The following is a 22816-nucleotide window of genomic DNA, read 5'->3' on the forward strand; positions in this document are numbered from 1 at the left end:
GATGCGAAGCGGCCCGGAACGGGCGTGCTTGGTCAGAATCGGGCCGTTGGGCGAGCGGCGGCTGCCATGTGGTCGGCGAACCAGCGGCGGGCGAGATCGGTGACCTCGTCCAGGGTTCCGGGCTCCTCGAAGAGGTGCGTGGCTCCGGGGACGACCGCGAGTTCGTTCTCGCAGTCCAGCAGCCGGGCCTGTGCCTGGCGGTTGAGGTCGAGTACCAGCCGGTCCTCACCGCCGACGATCAGCAGCGTGGGCGCCGTGACCGCGGGAAGCCGAGGCCCGGCCAGATCGGGCCTCCCGCCGCGGGAGACGACCGCCGCGATTCGCGCGTCCGGCTCGGCGGCCGCCCACAGCGCGGCGGCTGCGCCCGTGCTGGCGCCGAAGTATCCGAGGGCCAGCCCCTGCGCTTCGGGCTGTTCGCGCAGCCAGGCGGTGGCGTCCGTGAGCCGCCGGGCGAGCAGACCCGTGTCGAAGACATTGGCCCGGTCGGTCTCCTCCTCCTCGGTGAGCAGGTCGAACAGCAGGGTGCCCAGCCCCGCCCGGTTCAGGCCCGCCGCGACGTACTGGTTGCGCGGACTGTGCCGGCTGCTGCCGCTGCCGTGGGCGAACAGCACGGCCCCGATCGCGCTCTCGGGCACCGTCAATCGGCCCCGCAGCATCAGTGGGCCCGCCCGCACATCCGCTTCCCGGTCCTGCGGCCGTGCCGGGCCCGGCGGCGTCCGGCGGGCGCTGACCGGGCGGCTGGTGGCCTCCTCCAGGCATGCGACCACCTCGTTGTCGTCCACCTGGGCGAAGTCGGCGTAGAACTGCCCGACTGCGTAGAAGTCGTACGGAGTGTGCAGGCACACCAGGTCGTCGGCGTCCGGACCCAGCCGCGCGGCACAGTCCCGTGGTGCCACGGGCACCGCCAGGACCACCCGCACGGCGCCCCGGGCGCGGGCGATCCGGCAGGCCGCCCGCGCCGTCGCCCCCGTCGCCACGCCGTCGTCGACCACCAGCGCCGTCCGGCCGTCGAGCCGGACCGGTTCCCGCCCGCCCCTGTAGCGGCGGGCGCGGCTCTCCAGCACCTTCCTTTCACGCGCCTCCACCGCGGCCAGCTCGTCCGAGGTGACGCCTGCGGCGTGGACCACCTCGTCGTTGAACAGGCGGACGCCTCCCTCCCCGATCGCTCCCATGGCCACCTCCGGCTGGAACGGCACGCCCAGCTTCCGTACCAGGCAGACGTCCAGCGGGGCGCCCAGCAAGCGGGCGACCTCCTCGGCGACCGGAACCCCTCCGCGCGGCAGCCCCAGCACCACGACGTCGGAACCCTTGAGCTGCCTCAACCGCCCGGCCAGCTGCCTGCCGGCGTCTCGCCGATCCACGAAGAACATGATGCGGCCTCCTCATCCCGACAGCACGGCGTACGGCGGGCCGACGCCCTGCCCGCCGTATCTCCATCCTTACTCCGGCGCAGAACCGCCGCTCACCGCCGTTCCCGATGCGGCTGCCAGGCCGGGGATTCGGGTGCCTGACGGGTCTCGATCACGCATCCCGAGCTGGGAAAGATCTCCGTCTCGTGGCCGTCTTCATAGCGGACCCGGTAGGGCGGCTCACCGTCGTGGCCGAGTACTTTCACGACGGTGGCGTGATGCTCGGGCGTGCCCACGACCCTGCTGGTGAACCGCAGCACGTCACCTTCATGGGCTTTCATCGTGGCTCCCCTCGTTCGGTGTCGCTTTCCCTGTCTTCGATCAGGATGGATACCGGGCCGTGCCCGCGGAGAAGGGCCGTTCGGGTACCTCCAGCGGGACAAAGGGCCCGTGAGGAGGCCGGCGCCGGACGAGGCACGGCTCTCCGGCCGTCAGCCTGCCGATCGCCGACACCTTGGAGCCCATCGGCGGCGTCGCGATCGGTATCGCAGTCTTCGGCGAGCAGCTCGCGCTCACCGGCCGGGCGCTGACAGCGCAGATGCTCGGAGCGGCGGCGGCCGTGGCGAAACGCGGGGCTGCGCATCGTCCATGACGTCCGCTGGCCGCCGATCCGCATGCCGATGCGGGGTCGCAGAGGGCCGGACGGCCCCCAGACCGGGCCCTGTCGGCCCTTCCGAACGCATGCCGGCGAAGCGACGCTCAGAGGGCATCCGGAGGAGTCCCATGACCACCTTTGCACCAGAACACGACGGTACGTCCATCGTCGCGCCCGTGGCCCCAACCCTGTGGGTCGCTTCCCGGCAGCCGGGGCACCGCCCGAGCGGGCGCCTGCCCAAGCGGGCCCGGCCCCGCGCGGAGCGGAACGAGACACGGTCGCGCCGGATCCACACCATCCGTGTAAGGGAACTGTTCGGCTGACGGCGCCCGATCGGTGCCGTGCCTCGGGCCACTTGCGCAGGTGCTTCCCTGCCCGCCCGCCTTGTAGCGGGGGCGGCTACGGCGCGAGCTCGATGCCGATGTCCGGCATCCGTTGGAGCGTGTTGTGGACGGTGCAGTGCGAGGCGACGGCGAGAAGGCCCGCGCGCCGCCCCGCGGGCAGCTGTGGAGGCGGAACGATCATGATGCGCACTGCGGCCACCCGGGCCGGGCGGTCGCTGGCCATGACGAATTCCGCGCGCACGCCCAGGCCCTCGCACGACAGGCCGTGGCGGCGCAGGTAGCGCCCCGCGTAGAAGGCGACGCAGGTGGCCAGGGACGCTGCGAACAACTCGGTCGGAGTGGGCGCGGTGTCCGTCCCGCCCGCGTCCGTGGGCTGGTCGACGCGGAGGCGGTGCCCGCGCACGTCGATCATGTAGACGTCACCTTCGACGTGGTCGACATCGAGCCGGTGGGCGTCCCCGGCCGGCCGCGTACCGGTCTCTTCCGATGCCGTGTCGGTCATGGTGGTACCTCCGGTTCCCGCAGGCTGCTGCCACTGTGGCAGATCCGTCGGCGTTGGGCATGGGTCCTTCGGGTGGCGGTGTGGCCCTGTTGGCCCCTCACGCCACAGCGGCCGGAGCGCGAAGCTGGAGGCCGCGCGCGGTCGGACGTATCCGGTCGTGCCGCGCCGACGCACCGAGGAGGTGGGCCATGACGGCTCAGGTCACCGCGGGTCTGGACGGATCCCGGGAGGGTTTCGCAGCGGCCGCCTGGGCGGCGCGCGAGGCCGTACTGCGCGAGGTCCCGTTGCACCTGGTCCACGTGGAGGAGCCGCCCGTCACACCCTCGATCCCCTATCCGATCGCCGCCTACGATGCGGAGCGGTCCGCGGGACTGCTCCGCGACATGGCAGAGCAGTTCCGCAGCGACCACCCGGGGCTGGAGGTGACGACCGAAGAGGCGCGGGGACGTGCCGGCCCTCTGCTGAGCGCGGTCGCGGACGAGTCGGACCTCATGGTGCTGGGCTCCCGCGGGCTCGGCGGCTTCATGGGGTTCCTGGCCGGCCGCCGACACGGCGGACGCCCCCGCCGCGGGAGCGGCACCCGGGCCGGGCGTCGGCGAGGTCCTCGTCGGCGCTGACCTCCGGCATCCGAACGCGCCCGTGCTCGACTTCGCGTTCGGGGAGGCGGCACGCCGGGGCGCGACGGTTCGCGTCGTGCACGGCTGGACCCTGCCGGATCCGTCCGTGTACGCGATCGTGGCCGATCCGGGCATCGGCGAGATGGCCGGCAGCCAGGTCGCGTCCGCTCTTGCGGAACTGGTCCGGCCCTGGCGCAGGAGCTACCCGGACGTCCAGGTCATCGAAGGAGCCGTCGTCGGAGCCGCCGGAGTGCAGCTCGTGGAGGCGTCGAAGGGTGCGGACCTCGTGGTTGTCGGGCGCCGCCGCCCCCCGGCGCCGCTCGGGTCCCACATCGGCCACGTCGCACATGCCGTGATCCACCATTGCGCCGCACCGGTCGCCGTCGTTCCCTTCGGATAGTCCGGGATGCTGTGACTTGGGCACAGGCGCCGCCCCCACGTCCTCCAGTCGGCGGAAGGCGGAGTACGTGTCGCCGGGGATGCGGCGGGGCACCTCTCAGGCGCGGGTGGCTGTCCGCACCTGCGAGCGGAGCGACCGTGCCACGTCCACGTCGAAGGGTTCGGTGCCTGGGGTGAGCATCGCTGCGGCGGCTGTGGCCACGCCCAGGGCGCAGGCGCTGACGGGATCCTCTCCGGCGGCCAGCTGTGTGGTGAGGGCGGCGACCATGCTGTCTCCCGCCCCCGCATCGCTCAAGGCCTCGCCGGGCAGCGGCGGCACGTAGAGCTCGGTGTGGCCTTCGCGCGTCGAGCACAGCGCGCCCAGCTCTCCGAGCGTGGTGACGGCGATCTCGGCGGCCCCCGTGGTGACCAGCCGTTCGTTGAGGACCCGGGCGTCGTCGAAACCGCTGACGGGTCGGCCCGTCAGGCTCTCGGCCTCTGTCCGGTTGCACCGGAACAGGAACACGCCCTCGGCGAGCGCTGCCCGAAGGGCCGGCCCGGAGGTGTCCAGGATCAGCCGGGATCCGGCTTCCTTGACACGGCGGGCAACGGCCGCGAAATAGTCCTCGCGCAATCCGCCGGGAAGGCTGCCGCTGGCCACGACGTACGGGCAACCGCCGACAAGCCGTTCCAGTACCTCCAGGCACCGTTCTCCCTCGCGGTCCTGCAGCCGCGGGCCGGGTGGCACGATGTGGTAGCTGCGACGTGATCCGGTTTCGAAGAGGACGAGTGCTTCGCGGGTTTCGTCGTCGATGCCGACGGCGACGTGGTCGATGCCCTCTTGGTCCAGCAGCCGGTTGAGGCGCAGGCCGACCTCGCCTCCGGCGGTGTGGACGGCGGTGGCCCGTCCTGCGAACCGTACGACGTGACGTGCGACATTGATTCCTCCGCCCCCCACGGCCACCGACCTGACGCGCGCCCGGTTCTTGCCGGTGTCCTCCAGGTGATCGACCTCCCAGCAGAGATCGATTGCGGGATTCATCGTCAAGGTGACAACGGCCGGACCGGCGGCTGAGGGGTCCGGGGGCGCAGCGGTCATCGCGCTCACCTCCGTGGACGGCGACACGTCTGCCTGAGTTCCATGCTCGACCAGCCTGACGTCACGTGCATGCCGGATCACAGCCCACGGGCCCGTCGCATGAGGATGCCGGGCGGACGGCCCGCACGCGGTCGGGCCCGGCATCCGGGGCGGTGTGTCAGGCGAGGGCGAGGAAGAGCTTTTCGAGTTCCGCCTCGGTCATGGGGGCCTGGGTCGGATCGGTTTCGGTCATGCACTGGCGCATGCCGCTGGCGACGATCTTGAATCCGGCTCGGTCCAGGGCTTTGGAGACGGCAGCGAGCTGGGTGACGACGTCCTTGCAGTCGCGGCCGGCTTCGATCATGGCGATAACGCCGGCGAGCTGTCCCTGGGCGCGGCGCAGTCGGTTGAGGACTGAGCTCACCGCGTCGTCGTCGACTTTCACTGAATTCCTCCCGGCCTTGCGCAATTTCCTCCATGGTACCCCAGGGGGTATGGCCCGGGGTGAGGGTCAGACTGTCCGGAGGGCGGCGCGGGTGGCGTCGAGTTCGCTCCGGCGGGGGCGGTTGTGGGGGAGGCGGGCGAGCAGGGCGGCCATGCCGCAGGTGTCGGTGAGGGCGGAGTAGACCAGGCCGCCGGCGATACCCGCTGAGGCGAGGCGGAAAGCGGGCCGAAGTCGGCCCAGCGCGAGGCCGGTCAGGACGACGGCGCCCGCGGTGAGGCGGACCTGGCGTTCCATGGGCCAGGCGATGCGGCGGGTGCCGTGGGGGTGGTGGAGGGCGTGGCCGGCCGTTGTCCAGGCCGTGGTGCCCCCGGTGAGGGTGGCGGTGGGAATCCCGTGGGCGGAGAGGGTGCGGCGGGCGTTCTCGGAGCGAGCCCCTGAGGCGCAGACGACGAGGAGGTCGCCGCGCCGCGCCGCGTGGCGTATGTCGGGGAGGGCCTCTTCGAGGTGGTCGAGGGGGATGTTGAGGGCGCCGGGGAGGTGGCCGGTGGCGTATTCGCCGGGGGTGCGGACGTCCAGGACGATCAGTTCGTGCAGGCGGGTGCGGGCCTGAGCGGTGTCGAGGGCGTGGGGGGCGTGGGGGGCGCGGGGGGTGGTCATGAGGGGGGTTCCGTGCTTCCTTTTCGCGGGTGCCCGGTTGCGGACACCTCGTCATGGACCGGCTGTGGGGCGTCGTCGTGGGTGCCTGTTGCGGGTGGGCGCGTCATCGGAGGGCGTCGGTGAGCATGAGGGCGGCGACGGCCAGGAGCGTGATCGCGAAGATCCTCCGGAGGGTGGGTCCGGAGATCTTGGAGGCGAGGCGTTTGCCGTCCCAGGCTCCGAGGGTCGCGGCGCCGGCGAAGGGGGCGATGACCGCCCAGTGCAGGGGTGTGTGCGTGCCGGCGCGGGCGGCGAGCGCGGCCAGGGAGTTGACGGTGATGACCAGCAGGCTGGTGCCGACCGCGGCGCGCATGCGCAGCCCGAGGACGGAGACGAGGGCGGGGACGGCGAGAAAGCCGCCGCCGACGCCGAGGAACCCGGTGACCGCGCCGAGGCCGGCGCCGACACCTGCGGCATGCGTGGGCCTGACGGGGGCGGACGGTCGGTCGGGGTCGGAGGGCATGAGCATCCTGAGGGCCGCGAGGGCGGCGATCACGGCGAATGCGGCGGTGAGTACCGCGGCGGGCAGGCGCGGGGTCAGTGTGCCTGCTGCTGTCGCGGGCAGGATGCCGGCTGCCGCGAACGGCATCCCGGTCTTCCAGCGGACGTTTCCCGAGGTGGCGTGGGTGTAGAGGGCGGTCGCGGAGGTGACGGTGACGATGATCAGCGAGGCCGTGGTGGCGGCGGCCGGGGTGAAACCCAGGAGGTAGATCAGGGCCGGGACGGCCAGGACGCCTCCGCCGCCCCCGAGTGCCCCGAGGGCCAGGCCGACGACGGCACCGGCGACAAGGGCGAGTATGAGCGTGCTCACGCTATCCGGCCACTGCTTCCGCGTGCGTCGACGACCGGCAGCCCGGCCGACGCCCAAGCCCGCATGCCGCCCGTGACCTCGACGGCCTCGGCTCCGCGTCCGGCCAGGAGTCCGGCGGCCTGCTGGGAGCGGTGCCCGGAACGGCAGATCACCACCAGCGGTCGGCCGACGGCCGCAGACGGCAGGGCGGTGCCGGTGGCCAGTCCGGAGAGCGGGGCGTGGATGGCGCCGGGGGCGTGGCCGGCGTTCCACTCGGCCTGCTCGCGGACGTCGAGGAGGACGGCGTGGCCGCGGGTGGTGCGTTGGTGGGCCTGGTCGGGGGTGACGCGGCTGGTGCCGCGCTCGGTGCCGCGGCGGAAAAGGAACATCCGTCTTTCTTCCCATTCTCTGGTGGCGGGAGGCAGTCAGCGGTTCAGCCGCCGGTGCCGGTGCCGGTGGTGAGGGGCAGTCCGGCGTCGGTCGCCGCGTCGAAGGAGTCGTCGACGGCGACGACGTCGCGGCCTGCGGCGTCCAGCAGGGAGGCGGCGACAGCCGCCCGCATGCCGCCGGCGCAGTGCACCCAGACCTGCCCGGGCGGTACGTCGGCCAGGCGGCGGTGCAGGTGGTGGACGGGGATGTGTACGGATCCTTCGATCCAGCCCGTGGCGCGTTCGGAGTCCCTGCGTACGTCGAGGACCACGTCCGGACCGGGGTGCTGGGCGGCGAGGTCGGCGAAGGTGGCGCGGGGGAAGGACTGCGGGTCGTCGCCGGCGGGTATCCAGTCGCGGACGGTGCCGGTGGCGGCGGCTGCCGGGCGGTCGATGCCGACGCGGGCCAGTTCGCGCTGGGCGGCGGCGAGCTGGTCGGGGGATTCGGCGAGGAGGGTGACGGGCTTGCCCCAGGGGATCATCCAGGCGAGGTAGGTGGCGATCCTCCCTCCGGCCTCGAAGTTGAACGAGCCGGCGACGTGGCCCTCGGCGAAGGCCACCCGGTTGCGCAGGTCCACCACCCACTCACCGGCGGCCAGCCGCTGCGCGATGGAGGCGGCGTCGGCCCGCGGGGGTGCGGTCAGGTCGATCGGCGCGGGGCCTTCGGCGTTGGCCGGACCCATGTGGGCGTAGTAGGCCGGCACGTCCTCCAAACCGGCCAGGAGGGCGGCGACGAAGGAGTCCACGTCCTTCACCAGGGCGTCGTTGCCCGCCTTCTCCTTGCCGATGGTGGTGGCGTCGCCCTCGGACTGGGAAGAGGAGCAGAAGCTTCCGAACCCGTGGGTGGGCAGCACGGGCGTCTCGTCGGGGAGCTCGGCGGCCAGCCTGCGGGCGGAGGCGTGCTGGGCCCGGGCCAGCTGTTCGGTCAGCCTCGGCTCGACCAGGTCGGGGCGGCCGACCGAGCCGAGCAGCAGTGACCCGCCGGTGAACACCGCGGCCACCGACCCTCGGTCCTCCAGGACGTAGGACGTGTGGTGCGGGGTGTGTCCCGGTGTGGCCATCGCCCGCAGAGTGATGCCGTCGTCCACCCTCACCGTGTCACCGTCGGCGACCGGGGTGCGGGCGAAGGAGACGCGGGCGGCGGCGGGTACGAGGTAGGCGGCGCCGGTGATGCGGGTCAGGTCCAGGCCGCCGGTGACGTAGTCGTTGTGAAGGTGGGTCTCCACGACGTGCGAGACGCGCACACCTCGTGCTGTTGCCGCCGCCAAGACCCGGTCGATGTCGCGGGGCGGGTCGACCACCACTGCGGTTTCCGCGCCACCGGCCAGGTAGCTGCGGTTTCCGAGGCCCTCGGTGCTGATCGTGTCGATGAAGAACACGTTGTTCCCTTCCGATGGGACGTTTTACCCCGGGGGGTATGTTTCGAGCCTAGCACGATACCCCTGGGGGTATTTTTCGGGCACTGCGCCGCCGTCCGGCAGCGGCACAACAGAGAAGCCGTCATGGCCGGCCGAACCACCTGCCGGGCCGGTGACGGGCCGAGCAGGACCTGGCCGTGTGGCTGGTCGAGAGTACGGCGGGGCACGGATCGGGGAGCGGAGGCCCGGTCCGGCTCGAGGTGATCAACCTCTTTTACGGCGCTGTTCAACTCCGTGCCGGCCGCGCCGCTCGACGGTGGCCGGCCGCCGAGGGCCTTCCTCGCTCCGGCCCATGGGACGGCCGCCCTCGTGATGACCGCCGTCGCGGTGCTCGCGACAACTGCTGGGGCCATCGGCTACCGGCCAGGCGACCTGCACGTTTGACCGGACGGCCAGGACTGCCTCGATGATCGGCAGGTCACCCGATGATCGAAGAACACCCCGAGGCCGTCGCCTCGTGGGTGGACACCACAGGTTGCGCTCCCCTTGTCAGGATGAGGTGTCCGGCCAGCCGAGCAGCCGCGCCCCGATGACTGCGGTCTGGAGGGTGTAGCGGTGCCGGGGGTCGCCCGGGTCGGTCTGTGTGAGCGAGCGGATGCGCTCCAGCCGGTACGTCAGCGCGCGCACGCTGAGCGAGAGGCGGCGGGCGGCCTCGACGGCGACGCAGCCGCTGTCGAAGTAGGCGGAGAGCGTGTCGACCAATGGCTGGGCTCCGCCGCGGGCTTCCCGGAGAGGGCCGAGCGTGGTTTCCACGAGGTCGGCCATCGCCTGCCGGTCCCGTGCGAGAACCGGGTAGACGAGGAGATCGGCGGCGTGCAGGACGGGCCCTTCCAGGTTCATCCGGTCGGCGAGGTCCAGGGCGTTGAGGGCCTCTTCGTAGGAGTGGACGACACCCCCCGGTCCGGGATGGGTGCGGCCCACGGCCACCCGGCCGCCGTCGGTCGCCGCGTACGCCTGCTTGGCGAAGAACGCCAGGACATCGGGCTGATCGCCCGGGGCGACGCAGATCAGGCGGCCGTCCTTGGTGGCCAGCAGTGTGTGCCGGTTCCCGAAGCGGGAGTGGACGGCCGCTTCAATGCCCCGGGCGACCGGATAGCCGTCCCCGTACGGCTCGGGGCCGATGGCGACGGCCACGGCGTGGGCCCGGGACAGGCGCATGCCGAAGCGCTCGGCGCGCTCGGCGAGACGGCCGAGATCGCTGCCCCCGTAGAGGAGGTCGTCGATGAACTCCCTCCGGGCCGCCTCCTCTTGGCGTACGGCCAGCTGAGGGGCCCGTTCGAAGCCCGCGGCGAAGGCGTCCACGGCCTGCTCGACGGCGGTGAGCAGGTTCACGGCCTGCGGCGTGGTCAGGGCTTCCTGGACGCTCCGTGCCTCGGCCAGGTGCGCGCGTACGAGGACGCGGAGGCCCAGGTTCGCTTCGGCCGCTCGCTCTCCCTCGGCCCGGCGGACATCCAGTTCGGCCCGGCTGAGGCGGCGGCCGGTTCTGCAGGCATCCAGCAACAACTGCGCGTACCCCGCCAGATACTCCTCCGCCACGGTGCGGTCCGCCATGATTCCTCCCCGATCCCGACGCGTCCCTGACACGTCCTTGACGCCGCACAAGGGTGACATGCTGCAAGGACGCCGCCGACACCGGCATCAGAGGGGCGTAAAGACTGCCTGCCACCAGCAGTGCGGATACCAGGCCGGCACCTGCAGGATCAGGGTGTGAACCACACCCCGTGCCGCCGCGCCTGCGGGCCGGGGTGCCGTAGTGGATCACGCGCTGCCGGGGGAGTCGGGGGGCTCCGGCGGCGGGGGGAGGGGTGAGGGCGGCGGGGCGGATGGTCCTGCCGCCCCGGGCCCGACCGGGAAGTGGCCCTCGGGGACATCGGGGGTTTCGGGTGCATCCTTGGGTCGTGTCATCGACGTCTTCACCACGCCAACACGCAGACGTGGGCGGCCGGATGGTCGTCTGCGGGGACGACGGGCTGGCCCATCGCCTGACGGCAGAGCTGCGGGATGTCTACCGGGAGCGGGTGACCCTCGTGGTGCCCGCGCGCCCGGCCGGCCGGACCGGGGCGGACCGTCGACTCGGAGGCGGGTCCGTGCTCGGTGCAGGCCTGTTGGCCCGAGTGCCTTCCGCGAGGCCTCGTCGGCCGGGTTCCGCCGAGGGGCAGACGGTACGGGAGGTGCGGTGGGTGGAGGCGGCCGAGCCCACCGAGGAGGTGCTGGCCGCCGCCGGGGTGACCGGCGCTTCGGCGCTGGCGCTGGTCTACGAGGACGACGAGACCAACCTGCGTGCGGCACTGGTGGCCCGGAGGCTGAACCCGAGGCTGCGGCTGGTGATCCGGCTCTACAACCGAAAGCTGGGCCAGCACCTGGAGGAGCTGTTGGACCAGGCGGCGATCGTCGCCGACCCCGGCATCGACCTGCGGGAGCTGGACTCCTCGACCACCGTGCTCTCGGATGCCGACACGGCCGCGCCGGCGCTGGCGGCCACCGCGGTCGCGGGCACGGGCAAGGTCGTCCAGGCGGACGGGCTGCTGCTGCGTGCCGTGGAGCGTACTCCGCCCGGCAGGGGGGAGGTGGCCGATCCCGGGCTGTGCACCCTGGCACTGCTGTCCGCGACGACGGCCGACCCGGCCGGCGCGGAGGGCGCCGAGCGCAGCGGGGAGCGGGGTCCGCAGCTGCTGCCGGACGACCGGGCGGTCGCGGCGGCGACGGGCCGGGGCATCGTCGCCCTGGAGGCGGTCTCCCACGCCGGCCCGCAGCAGCAGCCCGGTACCGGGCTCGCGGCGGCGCTGCCCATGGGCTCGCTGTTCTCCCGGCGCCTGCGCTGGGCGCTGTTCGGACTGGTGGCCGTGGTCGGTGCGCTGGCGCTGGTCGGCTGGGTCACGACGGGGGACCACCCCCTCCATGCGGCCTACATGACCCTCCTCGACATCTTCGGGATCAACGATCCGGCCGTCGAGGAACCTGCCGGCCGCCAGCTGCTCCAGATCCTCGCCGGGGTGGTCGGCATGCTGATCCTCCCCGTGCTGGTGGCTGCGGCCCTGGAGGGTCTGGGCGCGTTCCGCACGGCCACGGTCCTGCGCCGCCCGCCCCGCACCCTCTCGGGTCACGTCGTCCTGCTCGGGCTGGGCAAGATCGGCACCCGGGTCCTGGCCAGGCTGTGGGAGCTGGAGATCCCGGTCGTGTGCGTGGAGTCCGACCCCGAGGCCCGGGGGCTGGCCCTCGCCCGCAGTCTGCGGGTCCCGGTCGTGCTGGGTGACGTCACCGAGGAAGGCGTCCTGGAGACGGCCAGGATCCACCGCGCGGACACCCTGCTCGCGCTGACCAGCTCGGACACCACGAACCTCGAAGCCGCCCTGTACGCCCGCTCGCTCAAGGCGGACCTGAGGGCGGTCCTGCGTCTGTACGACGACGACTTCGCCACCGCGGTCCACCGCACCCTCCGGGCTGCCCACCCGGAGGCCCTCACCCGCAGCCGCAGCGTCACCCACCTCGCCGCTCCCGCCTTCGCCGGAGCCATGATGGGCCGCCGGATCCTCGGCGCGATACCGGTGGAACGGCGGGTCCTGCTCTTCGCCGCCATCGAGGTCGCCGGCCATCCGCAGCTGGAGGGCAAGACCATCACGGAGTCCTTCCGTCCCGGCGCCTGGCGAGTGCTCGCCCTGGACACGGCCGCCCCGGACGACCGCCGCCCCGACCTGGCCTCGACTCCCGACACCACCACACCGGGCCGGAACCCCGGCCTGGTGTGGAACCTGCACCCCGGGTACGTACTGCGGCCCGAGGACCGCGTCGTGCTGGCCGCTACCCGCCGCGGCCTGGCCGAACTCCTCTGGCGTCCACAGGACGCGGCCCGTCCCGCACCAGCGGTGCCCGGAGAACGGGGAAGCTGACGCTGCTCGCGTCGAGAACAGCCGAGAGGGCTCCCGTGGACCGGCGTGTCGGCAGGTGCCCGCTCCACTCGCCGGGCGTCGAAGCGGTGTCTCCCGCGCCAGTCCGGGCCGCTCGTGACCGGGCTGCATCGGTGCAGGTGCTGAACGCCAACCGTGGGCCCCAGTCAGTGGTGGACGAGATCGCGGGCGATGCAGAGCAGAATCCCCAGCGGAACTGCCCACCGGGCATAGGGTGCGTCCGTCAGCGCGCGTCGGGCCCGGTCCGACGGGCGCAGCCGGGGGTGGAGGGCCAAGGCGGTGAGGGTATCGGCGGCTTCGCCGACGTCGTCAGGGCGGCCGAGCAACCTGCTCAGCCAGGGTGGGCGGAACAGCCCGCCCATGGGTTCGCCCGCAGGCCCGACCATCTCCAGGAGGCCGTCTCGGCGGGCTTCGACGTGGCTGATGGCCCGCCAGGGTGTGAAGGACGTGGACCACATGCGGTTGAATCGGACGCCGTCCCCGTCGGCTGTGACCCGCCACAGGGCCAGCCGGCAGGCGGCCCAGCCCGCCAACAGCGAGGTCCAGACCGCGACGACGAGCCCGCCGGCGCTCGGGTCGGACAGGCTCCCGCCCGCAGGCGGGACGGTCGACACGACGAACATCACACACCACAGCGCCGCGGTGATCCGCGCTGTGCTCCCGGACCGCCAGACCAGCGGCTCCATCGGCCGTCCCATGGCGGCGGCGAGGACCTGCACCCGTTCCCGCTGGGCGGGCCGCATCTCGCGGCCACGAGCCCCGCGCGCTGCCCCGGCGCTCACCTCGCGCCCACGGCCGAATCCCCTCACAGCGCCTGCCCCACCGGTTCCGGCCGCTTCGTCGCGGGCGCGGTGTCCTCGTCGACGTGGAAGAGGCGGGCGATGGGCACGTCGGTGCTGCTGTGAGCGATGATCGAGAAGGCGATGCACACGGCGATCAGCGTGTACGCCTGCTCTCCCTGGGGGATGCCGGCCTGGAGGACCAGCAGTCCGTAGACCACCGAGGCGAAGCCCTTGGGTCCGAACCAGGCCGCCACCAGTTTCTGGCGGCGCTCGAATCCGGTGCCGATCAGCGACAGCAGCAGTGATGCGGGGCGGATGAGGACGACCGCCAGGAGTACCGCCACATACCCGCCGAGCGACAGGTCACCGAACAACTGCGGGGTGAGCAGTGCGCCGAAGACCAGCAGCGCGGCGAACTTGGCCAGCTCCGCGAGTGCCTCGCCCAGCGGCTCGAAGGCGGCCTTCGCCTCCGGTGAGGCGGCGGTGAAGACCGCACCGGCGGAGAACGCGGCGAGGTAGGGGTTGGCGTGGGTCAGGTGGCACAGCCCGTACAGGATGATCCCGGTGGCCAGCGGCAGCAGCGGCTGGAGCTTCGGCTCCGCGCCCAGCAGCCGGAACCGGACCAGGGCGGTGACCGCCAGCGGCAGCAGGATTCCGAAGGCCAGGCCCAGCGCCAGCTCCAGACTGATCATGCCGAGGGAGGCTTCCGCGTGAGAGGACGTGGGTCCGGCGGCTGCGATGAGGACCAGCACCACGGGCAGGGCGAGGCCGTCGTTGATCCCGCTCTCCACGTTCAGCAGCTGCCGCAGCTTCGCCGGGACCTCTTTGCGCCCGACGATGGCGGACGCGAACACGGGGTCGGTCGGTGCCAGCACGGCACCGACAAGGAAGGACGTCGTCCAGTCCAGGCCCACCAGGTAGTGCGTGATCACCGCCATGCCGACCATGGCGAGCGGCATCCCCAGTCCCAGCGCGCGGGCCGGGTTCTTCCAGTTCTCCCGGAGCTTGGGGAACGAGACGTGCATGCCGTCGGTGAACAGGACCGCGAACAGGGCCAGATCGGCGGTCACGGCGACGATCCCGCTGTCGGCGGTGATGTGGACGAATCCGAGGAAGCCGTCGCTGACGAGCGCTCCGCCGAGCAGGAACAGCAACGAGGTGGAGAGCACCGTCCGGGCGGCGAGCCCGGACAGCAGCACGGCGACGAGCAGTGCGACACCGAAGACGGCGACGAGCACCATGGCAGGAAGTCCCGATCTGCGAAGAGAGTTGTCCCCTGATCGCCGACCAGACTTCCCGGCACGCCACGGCGGACTTTACACGCTCCTTACGGCACTTTGACGAGGCCTTGGCGGCAGCATTCCGAGCCTCCCGCTGCCGACGGTCCCCCTGGCCCCGGACCTGTCCGGGCCTGTAGCGTTCGGCGGACGCGTCAAGAGCTGACGCGGGGTGTGCCGGGAAGTCTGGTCGGCGTCTGCTCGGGGTCCTTTGTGCCCTCGAACGGCCCGACACCCGGAGGAACACTGCCATGCGACGACGCCTGAACATGCCGTCCGATCGACGGATCGGGAAGTCTCTGACCGTCCTCGGGCTGCCGGTCAGCTTGGCCGGCGCGGCCTTCTACGTTCTGCCCGGACCCGGCTTCCCCCTCTTGGTCATCGGGCTGTCGTTCCTGGCCACGGGTCTCGCCATGATCGCCTCGGGCCCTCGCCGCGGCTGAACACCCACCCACGCATCACACACCTGCAGAAGGAACGCACCCTTGAAGTGGCATTGGACCGCCCTGATCCTGTTCTCCGTGACCCTGCTCCCCGCCGGTCTGGCCATGGTCGCCGACCGGGTTCCGCGCCGCCTGCGCGCCCGCCTCGCACCGGTTCGGGCGCGGGGCGCGGCCTTTCTGCTCATCTACGCGACCGCGCCTGTCAACGCCGTACCCCGGCTGGCCGGGGCCTCGCCGGACACGACGCTGGCGTGCACGGCGGCGGGCGGTGCACTGGCGGTGGCGGGCGCCCTGGTGCTCGGCGTGGCGACGTGGCGGACCGGGCGCGTCAGCTGAGCTCGGAGAAGGATTCGACGGCCTGGGTCTTGCCGGTGACGATGATGACGTCGCCCTGCTCGACGACGGTCTCGGCGGTGGCGTGGGTGAAGTCCTGTCCCGGCCGTTTGATGCCGACGACCGTGATGCCGTAGCGGGTGCGCACGCCGCTCTCGCCGAGCGGGATGCCGGTGATCGTCGTCGGGGTGATCGTCTTGACGAGCGCGTAGTCGTCGTCGAACTCGATGAAGTCGAGCATCCGTCCGGTGACGAGGTGGGCGACCCGTTCGCCCATCTCGTGCTCGGGCAGAACGACGTGGTGGACCCCGAGGCGTTCGAGGATCTGGCCGTGCTGGCGGCTGATGGCCTTGGCCCAGATGTTGGGCACGTTCTCGTCCAGCAGGTTGGAGGCGATCAGGATGCTGGCCTCGATGTCCGTGCCGATGCCGACGACGACGCTGGGGAAGTCGCCGACGCCGAGCTGGCGCATGACGACGGGGTCCGTGCAGTCGGCGGCGGCCGAGTGGGTCAGGATGTCGCTGTGCTTCTGGACGAGCGTGGCGTCGGTGTCGATGCCCAGGACGTCCCAGCTGCGGCGGGTCAGTTCGTTCGCCAGGGAACTGCCGAACCGGCCCAGGCCGATGACGGCGACCCGCTGGTCGACGGCCGCGTGGCCGGTGATGTGCCTCGGGTGCTTGTGGCGGCGTCGGCGCAGGTTGTGCAGGTAGTTACCCAATGACGGGTCGCTCCTCGGGTAGCTGGTAACGGCGTACCCGCTCGCGCAGGGCGAGCGAGGAGACCAGGGTGATCGGGCCGAGCCGGCCGATGAACATGAGCAGGATCAGGATCAGCTGGCCGGAGACCGGGATGTCGGCGGTGATGCCCGTGGACAGGCCGACCGTGCCGAAGGCGGAGACGGCCTCGAAGAGCACCGCCTCGGCGGGGGCTCTGGTCACGGTCAGGAGTGCGAGTGTGGCGGCCATGACCAGCCCGATGCCCAGCAGTGCCACGGTCAGGGCTTGCCGCAGGGCGTGCGGGGCGAGGCGGCGGCCCATGACGGTGGAGTTCGGCTCGCCGCGGACCTCGGCCGCCATGGCGGCGGCCAGGACGGAGAAGGTGGTGACCTTGATCCCGCCGGCGGTGCCCGCGCTGCCGCCGCCGATGAACATCAGGGTGCAGGTGAACAGGAGCGTGGAGGCGTGCAGCGCCCCCATGTCGATGGAGTTGAAGCCGGCCGTGCGGCTCATCGCCGAGTAGAAGAAGCCGTTCGTGAGCTTCTGGCCCCAGTCGAACGGGCCGAGCGTGCCGGGGTTGGTCCACTCGAGCAGGCAGGTCAGCATGGTCCCGACCACCAGCAGGGCGGCGGAGGTGACCAGGGTCAGCCGGGTGTGCAGCGACCAGTTGCGCAGACCGGTCGTCCGGCGCCGGTTGCGGTGGCGCAGGAGTTCCAGCAGTACGGGAAAGCCGAGGCCGCCCAGGATCACGGCAAGGGCGATGGGCATCGTGACCCAGGTGTCCTGGGCGTAGCGGGTGATGCTGTCGCCGTGCAGGCCGAACCCGGCGTTGTTGAATGCCGAGACCGAGTGGAAGAGGCCCGAGTACGCGGCCTCGCCGAAGCCGAGGTCGTAGCCGAACCGCAGCCGGAGCGCCAGGAACGCCCCCACCCCCAGCTCGACGATGAACGTGCACCCGGCGACGCCGAGCACGACGCGCCGTACGTCGCCCAGGCCCAGGCTCTTGGTCTCGGCGGCAGCGGTCAGCTGCATCCGGAGCCTGAGCCTGCCGGAGACCAGCAGGGCGAGCAGCGAGGCCATGGTCATGATCCCGAATCCGCCGACCTGGATCAGTGCGAGGATCAGCAGTTCCCCGACCGTGGACCAGTGCTCGGCGGTGTCCACGACCACCAGCCCGGTGACGCACACGGCCGAGGTTGCCGTGAACAGAGCGGTGAGAGGGCTGGTGACCGAGCCGTCGGCCGAAGCCGCGGGCAGCATCAGCGCGGCCGTGCCGAGGGCGATGACCAGCGTGAACGCCGACACCACGGTACGGGCCGGGTGAGCGGTGAAGACCGCCTGCCACACCCGCGCGATACGTCCAGCCACCTGCCGGCCCCTCTTCTGTGTTGCGACAACGTCATTGGGCCGGAGGATCAAGATCGCGTCAAGGACCGACGGCTGTCGATCCTCTGCCGAAGATCCGGAATCGCTGCTTCGGCGGTGCGTCCCGAGCCCGGCGGCACTGAGTGTCTCTGCGCCGCACCGTCTGGTTGCGTCGACGCGGTGTTCGCTCAGCAGAACCTCGGATCCGGATGACGATCGGGTCGCCGAACCTGGGGATATGCGACGAAGCGGCCATTCGTGTGCCGTGGGTCATCAGTACGACCAAGGCGCCTTCCCCCGGTCCGAGTCCGCGGAACCGGCGGCGAGTCGGGCATGCTCGGCTCCTCCGCCGGTGCGACGCCGGCCAGGACACCGAAGCCGACGAGGACGAAGACCAGGAGCCGGTGAAGACCGCCGTCCGACCGTCCCCCCGGCGGCCCGGCGCCCCCTGTTCCAGCACGTGAAGGCTCACCTGGCGACCGCCCCGCCCTCCCGATAGGGTGTAAAGAACGCGTTAAAGCGCTCATCGTACCGGTGAGCAGGCGCGGGGTGTGCCGGGAAGTCTGGTCGGCGTTTCGGGGCCGTGTGCCCGCGCTGCTGCCGACGCCCCGGAGGTATCCTCATGACCGCTGCCCCGCCCCCGCAGCGCTCTCCCTTCCTCGGCCTGCTTCCCTGGCCCGAGCGCCGCGCCATCGCCGAAGCCCTGCGTACGGAGACCATCGGCGGCCTCGTCCTTCTGGCCGCCGCCGTCATCGCCCTCGTCTGGGCGAACAGCCCGATCAGCGACGTGTACGAGCGGATACGCGACTTCCACTTCGGCATACCCGCGCTCGGCCTGGACCTTTCGGTCGGCCACTGGACCGCCGACGGCCTGCTCGCCGTGTTCTTCCTCGTCGCGGGCATCGAACTCAAACGGGAACTCGTCGTCGGTGAACTCCGCACCCCCGCCACGGCCGCCCTGCCCGTCGTCGCGGCCCTCTGTGGCATGGCCGTCCCCGCCGCACTGTACGTCCTCACCGCAGCTGCCGACGGCGGCAGCCTGGACGGCTGGGCCGTGCCCATGGCCACCGACATCGCCTTCGCACTCGCCGCCCTCGCGGTGATCTCCACCCACCTGCCCGCGGCGCTGCGCGCCTTCCTGCTCACCCTCGCCGTCGTCGACGACCTCGGCGCCATCCTCATCATCGCCGTCTTCTTCACCAGCGGCCTGAACTTCTGGGCCCTGGGCGGAGCCTTTGCCGGCCTCGCCCTCTTCTTCCTGCTCCAGCGTTTCCGGGTGCGCGGCTGGTGGTGGTACGCCGCCCTCGGCATCGCCATCTGGGCGCTGATGTACAACAGCGGCGTCCACGCCACCGTCGCCGGCGTCGCCATGGGCCTCATCCTGCGCACCACCACCGACAAGGGCGAGGGCGCCTCACCCGGCGCCCGCACCTCCCACCTCCTCCACCCCTTCTCCGCCGGCGTCGCCGTCCCCCTCTTCGCCCTCTTCGCCGCCGGCGTCTCCATCTCAGGCGACGCCCTCGGCAAGGTGTTCACCACGCCCGAACCCCTCGGCGTCGTCGTCGGCCTCGTCCTCGGCAAGACCCTCGGCATCTTCCTCGGCACCTACCTCGCCGCCCGCTACACCCGCGCCCGCCTCAACCCCGACCTCGCCTGGGCCGACGTCCTCGGTCTCTCGGTACTCGCCGGCATCGGCTTCACCGTCGCCCTTCTCATAGGCGAACTCGCCTTCCCCGGGCTGGAAACCGGCGAACACGTCAAGGCAGCCGTGCTGATCGGCTCCCTGACCGCGGCCCTGCTCGCCGCGGTCCTGCTGCGCCGACGCAACCGGACGTACCGTCGCCTCTACGAGGAAGAAACCACCGACGCCGACGCCGACGGCATCCCCGACATCTACCAGCGCACCGCGGTGCCCACGCCGGGCACCGACGGCTGAGATCGAGGCAGGGCCAGTGGGCGCAGCACTGCTCGGGACAGCGATCGTCATCGCCGCCCTGGTGATCAGGACGGCAGTCGCGGAGCTCAGGAAGCCCGGCGCCGGACGCCGGCAGTGGGACTTCCTGCGAGACCGGCGGGCACTCGCGGCAGGCGCCGGGACCGGCGTCGTGTTGGCCCTGATCGCCTGGCGGTCGGCCGGGCCGGCGAGCCTGCCGTGGGCGCTGCTCGCGGGCGTTCTGGTGGCCTTCACGATCAGCAGCCGCCCGGAGGACTGATTCCCGTCGCCGCGCGGGAGGCGCCGTGCGGCCGGTCCCACCTCCTTCGGACCCGCCCACGACCGAGCAGATCGACGCGGACGGGGGAGCGGCGATCCTCGACGGCCTGGCCGCGGGCATCTCCGTCGTCTCGGTGGACTTCATGAGTACGCCGAGTCCCCGCCTGGCACTGTGGCCATATCAGGCCCGGCTGAAGGCGGAAGAGGAGATCGCCGTCGCGCAGCGCACGCTCTACCTGCGCCAGGCCGAGATCAAAGCGGAGACGGATGCGGCCGCCGCGCAGGCGAACGCGGCCGGGCCGCCGGCCGAGGCCGACCGGCAGCAGCAGATCCTCACCGAACAGGAGAAGGTCGCCGAGCGCCAGGCAGCCCTGACCGGCCGCCAGCTCGACACCGAGATCCGCAAGCCGGCCGACGCCCGCCGCTACGAGGCGGAACAGCAGGCCGAGGCCCATCGGGTCGCCCGCGTCAAGCAGGCCGAGGGCGAGCGGCTGGCCGCGATCGCCGCCGCCGAGGCGGAGGCCGAGCGGGCCCGGCTGACCGGTGAGGGCGAGAAGCAGCGCGTAAGGGCCGAGTGGGCCCCATCGCAAACCGAAGGACCTATCGCCGGAGACCGGCCCGAGGGCTCACAGTGGCAGCGGGCACGAAACGAGGGGGAGGGGCGAAAGGAGAGCATTGCCATGACCACCGCCCGGGACATCATGCACGCGGGTGCCACCTGCGTGCAGGAGAACGAAACCCTCATGGACGCGGCGCGGCGCATGGGGGAGCTCGATGTCGGAGCTCTTCCCATCTGCGGTCCGGACAACCGGCTGCACGGCATCGTCACCGACCGGGACATCGTGGTGAAGTGCCTGGCCAAGGGCAAGGACCCGCACCGCATGACGGCGGGCCAGCTGGCTCAGGGCAAGCCGGTCACAGTCGACGCCGATGCTGACGGCGAGCAGGTTCTGCGCACCATGGAGCAGCACCGCATCCGGCGCCTGCCGGTGATCGCCGACCACCGCCTCGTCGGCATGATCAGCGAGGCGGATCTGGCCCGCCACCTGTCCGAGGAGCAGGTCGGGCACTTCGTGGAGACGGTTTGCGCGACCTCGTGAGCATGCTGACCGCTGTCAGACGGAGGTGCTGGCCGCGTCCCGGTCAGCCCAGGGGCACCAGCGCGACCGGGGCGGTGCTGTGGTGGATCACCGCGTGTGCGACGTGGCCGATGTGCGGGCCGAGCGGCACCTTTCGGGTGCGCCGGCCGACGACCACCAGGGCCGATCCTCTCGCGGCCCCCACCAGACGGAGCCCGGGGGACCCGGTGACCGTCTCGTGCGTGACGCTGACTCCTGAGTAGGTCTTCTGCCAGGGGTCCAGCAGTTCCGTCAGCATGTGTGCCGCACGCTGTCCGAGCTCGTCGCCGATGTGCGGGTCCATGACACCGGCGTAGACGTACACGGGGGGCAGGCTCCAGCAGTGCAGTACGTGCAAGGCACCGCCCCTGCGGGCGGCTTCGGTGAAGGCGAAACCGAGGAGCGCGTCGCTGGGGTGGGCGAGGTCGACGCCTGCGACGATCCGGCCGGGAGCGGCGTCGGCGTTGCCCTCCGCAGGCGCCCGTACGAGGACGACCGGGTGGCGGGCCGTACCGACGACTGCCAGGGACACCGAGCCCACGAGGAATCCGCTGACGCCGCCGAGACCGCGGGAGCCGAGCACCGTCAGCTCCGCCTCGTCCGCCGCCCGGGCCAGTACGTCGCGGGCGCGGCCCCGGACGCTGCGTGTGCCCACTTCCACGGACGGCTGGTTCTTGCGCGCCAGCTCGGCGGCGTCGTGCAGGAGTGCTGCGGATCGGGTGTCCGGCTGCGGTGAGAAGCGGTCACCAGGGGCTTCCGTCCATTCCTCCACATGGAGCAGGTCCAGCGGCACATCACGCAACGCTGCTTCCCGTGCGGCCCACGTCACCGCTGCGCGGCTCTCCTGCGAGCCGTCCACCCCGACCATCACCAGAGCCGTCATGACGAGCCTCCTTGCGGTCCCGCGCGTGCGGAGAGCGGGTCCACGTTCCAGCTTGCTGCGGTGCCTGCTCGGCTCACAGGGCCGATAGGGCCCGACCTGGTCCGAAGGACCCGACCCCGGCCTGCCCGACGGCACCGGGGTGCGCTGCGCCCCAGGTCGGGGCGGGCAACCGTTCCCGCGTGTCGCGCACGAACCGGGCCGGCCCGTGCGGTGGTATTCGCCCATGCATACCGCGGTGGCGGTGGTGGCCGCTCTGTTGTCCGCCATGAGCTTCGGGGTCGGGTCGGTGGTGCAGCAGACAGCGGCGAGGCGGGCACCCGCGCAGGAGTCGCTGCGGCTCCGATTGGTCCTCGAGCTTGCCCGTCAGCCGATGTGGCTGGTGGGCATGGGCCTGGTCGTCCTCTCCTACGCCCTGCTCGGCCTGGCCCTGACCTTCGGCGCTCTGGTCCTGGTCCAGCCGTTGGCCGCCACCGATCTCGTCTTCGCGCTCCCACTGCTCGCCTGGCGCGGCAGGATGGGGCTGACCCGGCAGGACATGGCAGGGATCGCTTGCACAGCCGGTGGTGTCGCGATGTTCCTGGTAGGCCTGCCGCCGTCTCCCGAGGGTACGGCCATTCCCGCCGTTCGGCAGTGGCTGCCTGTCCTCCTGGCCATCGGCTGCACGGTGGTGCTCCTGGCGGAGACCGGCCGCAGAAGCCGGGCGACGACACGAACGGCCCTCTTCGCGATCGGCGCCGCCCTCACGTTCGCCCTGCTCGACGGCCTGACCAAGAGCGCGGCGGGACGAGTCCGGACCGAAGGACTCGATGCGCTCGGCCACTGGGAGCCGTACATGGTCGTCCTCGTCGGTGTGATCGCACTGATCCTGTCGCAGAGCTCCTACCAGGCGGGCTCGCTCGCCATCAGCCTGCCGCTCATCGACTGCCTTGAACCCATGGGCGCGGTACTGATCGGAGTAGCCGTCTTCGGGGAGCAACTCGCGACGTCCACCTGGGCACTGGCGGTACAGGCACTGGGTGCCGCAACGGCCGTGGCCGGCATCGTCATACTGGACAGGTCGCCACTGGCCCGGGCGTGAAACC

At 71.8% G+C, this 22816-nt stretch carries 24 protein-coding genes and 1 pseudogene; 10 read left to right on the top strand and 15 right to left on the bottom strand.

The genetic code is table 11. The features are described from left to right. Positions 1 to 32: 32 nt before the first annotated feature. The 3 genes from ACIPXB_RS01530 to ACIPXB_RS01540 form a co-directional block, all read right to left on the bottom strand. Complete coding sequence (locus ACIPXB_RS01530; RefSeq protein WP_401443066.1) at positions 33 to 1370, bottom strand: phosphoribosyltransferase family protein; 1338 nt, start codon at positions 1368 to 1370, stop codon at positions 33 to 35. Positions 1371 to 1462: 92 nt separating this feature from the next. After that, complete coding sequence (locus tag ACIPXB_RS01535) at positions 1463 to 1690, bottom strand: DUF1918 domain-containing protein (protein ID WP_401443067.1); 228 nt, start codon at positions 1688 to 1690, stop codon at positions 1463 to 1465. 713 nt (positions 1691 to 2403) lie between these two features. Then, the gene (locus tag ACIPXB_RS01540) at positions 2404 to 2850 is read right to left on the bottom strand and encodes an OsmC family protein (RefSeq protein WP_401443070.1); all 447 of its coding nucleotides are present in this window, start codon (positions 2848 to 2850) and stop codon (positions 2404 to 2406) included. 188 nt (positions 2851 to 3038) lie between these two features. On the opposite strand from ACIPXB_RS01540, the gene ACIPXB_RS01545 reads away from it, so the two are divergent. Both ACIPXB_RS01545 and ACIPXB_RS01550 read left to right on the top strand, forming a co-directional pair. After that, positions 3039 to 3467, top strand: coding sequence for a universal stress protein (locus ACIPXB_RS01545; RefSeq protein WP_401443072.1), 429 nt, complete (start codon positions 3039 to 3041; stop codon positions 3465 to 3467). Positions 3468 to 3489: 22 nt separating this feature from the next. Then, complete coding sequence (locus tag ACIPXB_RS01550; RefSeq protein ID WP_401443074.1) at positions 3490 to 3867, top strand: universal stress protein; 378 nt, start codon at positions 3490 to 3492, stop codon at positions 3865 to 3867. 96 nt (positions 3868 to 3963) lie between these two features. Here ACIPXB_RS01550 and ACIPXB_RS01555 read toward each other — a convergent pair whose 3' ends face one another. From ACIPXB_RS01555 to ACIPXB_RS01585, 7 genes are all read right to left on the bottom strand, one after another. Next, a complete protein-coding gene (locus ACIPXB_RS01555; protein ID WP_401443076.1) occupies positions 3964 to 4944 on the bottom strand; it encodes a 1-phosphofructokinase family hexose kinase in 981 nt (326 codons plus the stop codon). A 157-nt stretch (positions 4945 to 5101) separates the two neighbouring features. Further along, the gene (locus tag ACIPXB_RS01560) at positions 5102 to 5368 is read right to left on the bottom strand and encodes a metal-sensitive transcriptional regulator (protein ID WP_401443079.1); all 267 of its coding nucleotides are present in this window, start codon (positions 5366 to 5368) and stop codon (positions 5102 to 5104) included. A gap of 66 nt (positions 5369 to 5434) precedes the next feature. Further along, complete coding sequence (locus ACIPXB_RS01565) at positions 5435 to 6025, bottom strand: rhodanese-like domain-containing protein (RefSeq protein WP_401443082.1); 591 nt, start codon at positions 6023 to 6025, stop codon at positions 5435 to 5437. Positions 6026 to 6128: 103 nt separating this feature from the next. Beyond that, positions 6129 to 6875, bottom strand: a complete 747-nt coding sequence (locus ACIPXB_RS01570; protein ID WP_401443085.1) for a sulfite exporter TauE/SafE family protein — start codon at positions 6873 to 6875, stop codon at positions 6129 to 6131. Beyond that, positions 6872 to 7243 carry a rhodanese-like domain-containing protein gene (locus ACIPXB_RS01575; protein WP_401443087.1) on the bottom strand — a complete coding sequence of 124 codons (372 nt, stop codon included), beginning with the start codon at positions 7241 to 7243 and terminating at the stop codon, positions 6872 to 6874. Before ACIPXB_RS01575 ends, ACIPXB_RS01570 begins: the two co-directional genes overlap by 4 nt. Before the next feature lie 44 nt (positions 7244 to 7287). Next, positions 7288 to 8661 carry a rhodanese-like domain-containing protein gene (locus tag ACIPXB_RS01580; protein ID WP_401443090.1) on the bottom strand — a complete coding sequence of 458 codons (1374 nt, stop codon included), beginning with the start codon at positions 8659 to 8661 and terminating at the stop codon, positions 7288 to 7290. Positions 8662 to 9189: 528 nt separating this feature from the next. Then, positions 9190 to 10251 (bottom strand): PucR family transcriptional regulator, encoded by a 1062-nt coding sequence (locus tag ACIPXB_RS01585; protein ID WP_401443092.1) that lies wholly within the window; start codon positions 10249 to 10251, stop codon positions 9190 to 9192. 395 nt (positions 10252 to 10646) lie between these two features. On the opposite strand from ACIPXB_RS01585, the gene ACIPXB_RS01590 reads away from it, so the two are divergent. Beyond that, a complete protein-coding gene (locus ACIPXB_RS01590; protein WP_401444379.1) occupies positions 10647 to 12587 on the top strand; it encodes an NAD-binding protein in 1941 nt (646 codons plus the stop codon). Positions 12588 to 12751: 164 nt separating this feature from the next. Here the strand turns inward: ACIPXB_RS01590 and ACIPXB_RS01595 are convergent, their stop codons facing one another. Both ACIPXB_RS01595 and ACIPXB_RS01600 read right to left on the bottom strand, forming a co-directional pair. Beyond that, positions 12752 to 13387 (bottom strand): hypothetical protein, encoded by a 636-nt coding sequence (locus ACIPXB_RS01595; protein ID WP_401443094.1) that lies wholly within the window; start codon positions 13385 to 13387, stop codon positions 12752 to 12754. Positions 13388 to 13410: 23 nt separating this feature from the next. Next, the gene (locus tag ACIPXB_RS01600; RefSeq protein WP_401443097.1) at positions 13411 to 14628 is read right to left on the bottom strand and encodes a cation:proton antiporter; all 1218 of its coding nucleotides are present in this window, start codon (positions 14626 to 14628) and stop codon (positions 13411 to 13413) included. Between the two features lie 287 nt (positions 14629 to 14915). Between ACIPXB_RS01600 and ACIPXB_RS01605 the strand changes: the two genes are divergently transcribed. Together ACIPXB_RS01605 and ACIPXB_RS01610 are read left to right on the top strand one after the other, a co-directional pair. Next, a complete protein-coding gene (locus ACIPXB_RS01605; protein ID WP_401443099.1) occupies positions 14916 to 15107 on the top strand; it encodes a hypothetical protein in 192 nt (63 codons plus the stop codon). A gap of 42 nt (positions 15108 to 15149) precedes the next feature. Beyond that, positions 15150 to 15443 (top strand): hypothetical protein, encoded by a 294-nt coding sequence (locus ACIPXB_RS01610; RefSeq protein WP_401443101.1) that lies wholly within the window; start codon positions 15150 to 15152, stop codon positions 15441 to 15443. Here ACIPXB_RS01610 and ACIPXB_RS01615 read toward each other — a convergent pair. Both ACIPXB_RS01615 and ACIPXB_RS01620 read right to left on the bottom strand, forming a co-directional pair. Then, positions 15436 to 16158 carry a potassium channel family protein gene (locus ACIPXB_RS01615; protein WP_401443103.1) on the bottom strand — a complete coding sequence of 241 codons (723 nt, stop codon included), beginning with the start codon at positions 16156 to 16158 and terminating at the stop codon, positions 15436 to 15438. The genes ACIPXB_RS01610 and ACIPXB_RS01615 overlap by 8 nt on opposite strands. After that, positions 16151 to 17524 carry a TrkH family potassium uptake protein gene (locus ACIPXB_RS01620; RefSeq protein WP_401443105.1) on the bottom strand — a complete coding sequence of 458 codons (1374 nt, stop codon included), beginning with the start codon at positions 17522 to 17524 and terminating at the stop codon, positions 16151 to 16153. The genes ACIPXB_RS01615 and ACIPXB_RS01620 overlap by 8 nt, the downstream gene beginning before the upstream one ends. 619 nt (positions 17525 to 18143) lie before the next feature. Here ACIPXB_RS01620 and nhaA point away from each other — a divergent pair. From nhaA to ACIPXB_RS01640, 4 genes and pseudogenes are all read left to right on the top strand, one after another. Continuing rightward, positions 18144 to 19457, top strand: a complete 1314-nt coding sequence (nhaA, locus tag ACIPXB_RS01625; RefSeq protein WP_401443107.1) for a Na+/H+ antiporter NhaA — start codon at positions 18144 to 18146, stop codon at positions 19455 to 19457. Between the two features lie 16 nt (positions 19458 to 19473). Continuing rightward, a complete protein-coding gene (locus tag ACIPXB_RS01630) occupies positions 19474 to 19734 on the top strand; it encodes a hypothetical protein (protein ID WP_401443110.1) in 261 nt (86 codons plus the stop codon). Positions 19735 to 19915: 181 nt separating this feature from the next. Then, a pseudogene (locus tag ACIPXB_RS01635) lies at positions 19916 to 20306 on the top strand (flotillin family protein); the annotation flags it as partial. 128 nt (positions 20307 to 20434) lie between these two features. Continuing rightward, on the top strand, positions 20435 to 20833 hold the full coding sequence (locus tag ACIPXB_RS01640) for a CBS domain-containing protein (RefSeq protein WP_401444382.1): 399 nt from the start codon (positions 20435 to 20437) through the stop codon (positions 20831 to 20833). 43 nt (positions 20834 to 20876) lie between these two features. Here the strand turns inward: ACIPXB_RS01640 and ACIPXB_RS01645 are convergent, their stop codons facing one another. Continuing rightward, positions 20877 to 21734 carry a universal stress protein gene (locus ACIPXB_RS01645; RefSeq protein WP_401443112.1) on the bottom strand — a complete coding sequence of 286 codons (858 nt, stop codon included), beginning with the start codon at positions 21732 to 21734 and terminating at the stop codon, positions 20877 to 20879. A 223-nt stretch (positions 21735 to 21957) separates the two neighbouring features. Between ACIPXB_RS01645 and ACIPXB_RS01650 the strand changes: the two genes are divergently transcribed. Then, positions 21958 to 22812 (top strand): DMT family transporter, encoded by an 855-nt coding sequence (locus ACIPXB_RS01650; RefSeq protein ID WP_401443114.1) that lies wholly within the window; start codon positions 21958 to 21960, stop codon positions 22810 to 22812. Positions 22813 to 22816 lie beyond the last annotated feature (4 nt).

The organism is Streptomyces sp. NPDC090022 (assembly GCF_044748145.1).
In the GTDB taxonomy this organism is placed as follows: domain Bacteria; phylum Actinomycetota; class Actinomycetes; order Streptomycetales; family Streptomycetaceae; genus Streptomyces.